At 66.4% G+C, this 4,833-nt stretch carries 5 protein-coding genes; 1 reads left to right on the plus strand and 4 read right to left on the minus strand.

All coding sequences use genetic code 11. The features are described 5' to 3' along the window. Window positions 1-288 precede the first annotated feature (288 nt). Together FJY88_11910 and FJY88_11915 are read right to left on the minus strand one after the other, a co-directional pair. Window positions 289-906 carry a hypothetical protein gene (locus FJY88_11910; GenBank protein MBM3288038.1) on the minus strand — a complete coding sequence of 206 codons (618 nt, stop codon included), beginning with the start codon at window positions 904-906 and terminating at the stop codon, window positions 289-291. Continuing rightward, window positions 906-2,870, minus strand: coding sequence for a hypothetical protein (locus FJY88_11915; protein ID MBM3288039.1), 1,965 nt, complete (start codon window positions 2,868-2,870; stop codon window positions 906-908). The genes FJY88_11910 and FJY88_11915 overlap by 1 nt, the downstream gene beginning before the upstream one ends. Window positions 2,871-3,048: 178 nt before the next feature. On the opposite strand from FJY88_11915, the gene FJY88_11920 reads away from it, so the two are divergent. After that, the gene (locus tag FJY88_11920) at window positions 3,049-3,564 is read left to right on the plus strand and encodes a response regulator (protein MBM3288040.1); all 516 of its coding nucleotides are present in this window, start codon (window positions 3,049-3,051) and stop codon (window positions 3,562-3,564) included. A 51-nt stretch (window positions 3,565-3,615) separates the two neighbouring features. Here the strand turns inward: FJY88_11920 and FJY88_11925 are convergent, their stop codons facing one another. Beyond that, window positions 3,616-4,338: a spore coat protein gene (locus FJY88_11925; GenBank protein MBM3288041.1), complete on the minus strand. Its 723-nt coding sequence runs from the start codon at window positions 4,336-4,338 to the stop codon at window positions 3,616-3,618. 105 nt (window positions 4,339-4,443) lie between these two features. Further along, window positions 4,444-4,833, minus strand: a 390-nt coding sequence (locus FJY88_11930) for a 16S rRNA (adenine(1518)-N(6)/adenine(1519)-N(6))-dimethyltransferase RsmA (protein ID MBM3288042.1), incomplete at its 5' end; no start/stop codon positions are given.

Below are 4,833 nucleotides of genomic sequence, written 5' to 3' on the forward strand. Positions count from 1 at the left end.
TCTTCATTGGAGTGGGGGGGGGGGGGGGGCGGATCGTCCGGCTTGGTCCCGCCCTTCTCGGGACTGAAGGGGCAGCCCGCGAGGAGGATCAACAGTGGGACGAGCGCGAACACCCGGGTCCTGGCAGGGCGGAGGTTGATCATGGCCGCTTTCTCCTTGCTCCGCGGGGCGTAGAGCGCCCCGCCTCTTCATTATACCACCGGCCGCCCCGGTGGGACACCACCCGGGCCTGGCCTGCGGGCCGGGCCTGCTCGTCGGCCCGAGCGCCACCGGCCACGGCGGGGCGTCTCAGGACCCCAGGACCTCGTCCGGGTTCCTCCTGGCGTAACCCCATGTCGGCGCTGCCGTACCGTCGTCCATGTCGGCCCAGCGATGGATCAGCCACTGCTGGCCGACCTGCCGGAAATAGAGGACGCACGAGCCCTGGATCACGACACTGTCGCTCAGGCTTCGCCTATACACCAATCGGTAACCGAGGTTCTTGTAATAGAAGTATCCGCTCTCCGGATAGCTCGAGTCGCTCGGGCTCCAGGTGAGGCGGAAGGTCCCCGTCTTGCCGAACATCCGATCGAGAGCGTTGATGTCCTCCGTCCGGCTCCAGAGGAGGGAGTCCTCCGCGACGTCGAAGGGATCGAAGCGGAACTTGTAATCCTCCGTCATCGACCGCTCGAAGTTCGGCGTGGCCTTCGCGGCCGTCGTGATCCTGAGGTTCCTGAGCGCGATCCAGGGATCCGTGGGGGTGTCGAACGCGACCGGGTTCGACTGCACCTTCTCCGCCTCGCGGAGGTCGAAGAGCCCGCAACCGGCCGCGGCGGCAAGCAGGAGCGCGAGCAATCCGGATGCGGCCGCGCGCCGGAAGTGGCCCGACGGGAGGGGCAGAGCCGCGCGTTCGAGGCCGCGGCTCATCAGAAGGTCCTCTCGACCGAAGCCCGGACGTTCCAGAAGTCCTTCTCGGTCAAGGACATCGTCTTCTGGAACGAGCCGCTCACCTTGAACGCGTCGGAAAAGGTCTTCTCGAGCTCGGCCCTCAACGAGAACTCCCCCCGGTCGCTGGTCGAGACGCGGTCGGGGCGACCGGGAATCGCCGAGAGCGTCCGGTTCTCGCGGCGGTCGAACATCTGCCTCGCCTCCAGCCGCACCGCCTGGGCGATCGTGTAGTTGGAAGACAACGAGAGAACCTGCCTCCTCTCCTGGGATTGCGCGTCGTAGGTCCTCGGGTCCCCTCCCGTCCCCTGCAGGTAGCGCCCCGACTCCCGGAACTGATACTCGTGCGAAAGCGCGACCGCGATCCTCGAGGAAATGGGATTCGAGAAAGTCGTCTGCACGCCATTGGTGCGGATCAGAGCGTCGCGGCTCCTCTCGGTGTCATAGAACGTGTAGTCGGCCTGCACGCTGTATTGTTGGTCTATCCGCATCGATCCCCGTGTGTAGGTGACCTGGCCGGTCACCTTGTAGGTCTGATTCGTGTTGTTGTTGCCGGCCTTCTCTCCCGGAATGCTCACCGAGATCCGTTCGCTTGTATTGTAGCTGAAGAAGCCGCTCCAGATCGCGGACGGCCGGTAGTTCAGGACCGCGTCGGTGACGCTGCGCCGCTCGTCGCGGTCGTTCGTCCCGCCGTCGTAGGTGAACCGCAGGAGAGAGATGTCCTGCGAGAGCTGGAGCATGAACTTCTGCCCCAGGCTCCGCATCACGCCCACGCGCATCCGGCGGCTGACCTGCTCGAAGTCGGCCTGGTCCTCGAGGGCATTCTCGGCCTTGTCCTCGCCGAACGCCATACGGAGCTCCGTCTGCTTCAGGGGCCCCGCGATCGGCGGGAGCTTCGCAGAGCCCTCGATCGTCCCGGAGGTCGTCACCTTGGTGAAGTCCCTGCTCTGGAGCGCGTAACCCGCCCGGGCCGTCGACTTCCGCACGTTTCCGCTCAGGCTGTAATCCTTCGCGGGGCTCCAGGCGAGCGTGAGATCGGTGCCGATGTCCTGCCCTTCCTTGGACTCCCTCCCTCCCTCCCCTTCGTTCGCGAGGATGTCCCAGTACTCGTTGATCTCCTTCCCCCAACGGCCCGTGAGATCGGACTGCAGCGTCGTGTGCGGCTTCCAGCTCAGATTGCCGTTGAGATATCGCGAGCGATTCGACGTGGCGTCCTTCGTCTCGCCCGTCAGTCGGCCCTGGGCGTCCCTTTGCCGGGTTCGGGAATCCCCATCCCGGCGGTCCTCCGTCACGCTGGCCGAGAAGCCCACCCCTCTGAGATCTCCGGTCAGCGAGGCATCGTAGTGCTCGATCAGGGCGATCGTTCTTGTCGAGTCGCGTCGTCCCGACCTCCTGCTCACGCTCTCGTCCAGACCGCGCCCGAAGTTGGCCGCCGTCGACAGGCTGGCGTTCTTGAGGAAGGGGATGTGCTCCCTCATGAGGTGCTCCGGGTACCTTGACTCGGTCGCCAGCGCGAGGTCCGAGCGGTTCTCCACCTGATCGTTGAGCCTCGAGAGGCGGGAGTCGCGGCGGAAGGTCCCGTCGAGCCCGATCGTCCAGATCCGTCTCGATCCGAGGCCGTAGTCCGCCTTGAAGTCCATGAGGCCGGTCCGCGCTCGCAGGTTGCTCTGCGCCTCGTCCCGCCTCTGCCTGATGCTCCAGTTGTTTCCCAGCCGGAGCGGACCGATCGTTCGCGACATCTCCAGCTTCTGGTCCCAGCTCTTGGAGGTGCGGTTCACCTGGTATCCGCTGTTGTAGGAGGGATGAAAGGAGAGGCGGCGGAAGAGGCCCGGCGAACCGATCGTGTCCGCGCGCGCCGGACTCGGAGGTTGTGCCGACGCCTCCCGCGCCTCGGGGGATGCGAGCCCGAGCAGGCAGAGGGCAACGATGACGATCCTGTTGATCACTACCTCCAGATCTTGCAGGGACTTAAACGCGAGCCGGAGGGCAGGGTTCCCCCGAAAGAATCGACCGCCTGAAGAGGGATCTTGAAGGAGCCCGACCGACTTGAGAAGACCTTTTCGGGGCCCGTTCCTCAAGGCGAGAGACCCCGGAGCCGAAGAACTGGGGGGAGGGGAGGCAGGATTGGACCGCGTCGATCTCGCAGGTGCCGTTCACAGAACCGCAGCCGAGATGGAGTCTCGGGATGCGGCCCGAGTCCTCGTCGTCGATGACGAGCCCGAGCTGCGTCAGGCGCTGCGCATCCGACTGGCCGGACAGGGATACGACGTGGCCACCGCCGGCGACGGGGTGGAGGCGATGAGGGAGCTCAGACGGGCGCCTGCGGACGTCGTCCTCCTCGACCTGCACATTCCGGCAGGGACGGGCTTCAAGATCTGCGAGCGGATCCGCGCGACACCGGCCCTCGCCGCGACGCCTGTGATCGCGATCACCGCCGATCCGACTCCCCGCGCGGAGCAGCGATGCTTCGAGCTGGGATGCGCCGCGTTCTTCCTGAAGCCGTACGACTCTCTCGATCTCCTCGTCGCGATCGAGCGGGCGATCGGGCGCCGCGAGGAAGACGGACCCCGACGGTTCCCTCCGCCCCGCGACACCAAGGCGAGCGGGCGCGCCGCGAGGCCAGGCGGCCCCAGAACCTAGCCGGGCCGAGCGGGTGCGCCATGCGGGCGTCCCAGTCGCAGGCAAGCCTCGCTAGTCGCCGGCCCGCTGCGCGATCAAGCGGTTCGCCCGATAGAGGCTCTCGAAGGTCCCCGCATCGGTCCACCAGCCCCGGAGGATGTCGAAGGTCATCTGCCCTTTGCGGATGTAGGCGTTGTTGACATCGGTGATCTCGAGCTCCCCCCGCGCGGACGGTTTCAACGTCGAAATCACATCCCAGACCCAGCCGTCGTAGAAGTAGACGCCCGTGACGGCGTAGCGCGACTTCGGGCGCTTCGGCTTCTCCTCTATCCCGAGGACCTTGTCGCCGCCGATCTCTGCCACGCCGAAGCGCTCGGGATCATCGACTTCCTTCAAGAGGATCTTGGCGCCCGCCTCCTGCCGGCGGAACGACTCCACGTAGGGCGTGATGTCGTCCTCGAGGATGTTGTCGCCGAGCACGACGACGATGCGATCCCCCTGTCCGTAATAGCGCGCCAGGCCCAGGGCTTCGGCGATCCCTCCCTCTCCCTCCTGGTAGACGTAGTCGATGTGGGAGAGACCGAAGTCCTTGCCGTTGCCCAGCAGGCGCAGGAAGTCCCCGGCATTGTTGCCCCCGGTGACGAGGAGGATGTCCCGGATGCCGGCCCGCACGAGAGTCTCGATCGGATAGAAGATCATCGGCTTGTTGTAGATCGGCAGCAGGTGCTTGTTGGTCACCCTCGTGAGCGGCGACAGGCGACTGCCCAGCCCCCCGGCCAGAACGACCCCTCTCATGCGGACCTCCGTGCTCCTTGGATCAACCGAGCCTGGCGACGAGGCAGAAGTCTACACAAGCCCGGCCGCGGTTGCTAAACGAGACCGGAAGACGCCCCGGCGCTCTCATCGCAGTAGGGGACCCGCGACATTCGCGAGGGCGGCGAACTCCGCCAGATCAAGCGTCTCGGGGCGCCGCTCGGGATCGATCCCCGCCCCCGCGAGGACCTCCATTGCCCGCGCCGGATCCCCGAGGGCGTGAGCGAGCGAGGCCCGTAGCATCTTCCTGCGCTTCCCGAAGGTCGCCCTCAGCGTGAGCTCGAGGTGCTCCGGCCGCCTCAACGGCACCGGAGGCCTCCGATGGAACGACAGGGCGATCAGCGTGGAATCGACGCTCGGGACGGGCCAGAAGCTCCCCCGGCGAACGCCGGCGAGCTTGCCGACGCCTGCGTGGTAGGAGATCCAGACCGTGAGGCTCCCATACGCCGGATCGCCCGGAGCGGAGGTCAGCCGGTC

This window comes from Candidatus Eisenbacteria bacterium (genome assembly GCA_016867495.1).
Taxonomy (GTDB): Bacteria; Eisenbacteria; RBG-16-71-46; order CAIMUX01; family VGJL01; genus VGJL01.

What these genes read in the sequence shown, in the direction of transcription:
- FJY88_11910 (MBM3288038.1), bottom strand. Translation starts at nt 906, where the DNA reads ATGAGCCGCGGCCTCGAACGCGCGGCTCTGCCCCTCCCGTCGGGCCAC.
- FJY88_11925 (MBM3288041.1), bottom strand. Translation starts at nt 4,338, where the DNA reads ATGAGAGGGGTCGTTCTGGCCGGGGGGCTGGGCAGTCGCCTGTCGCCG.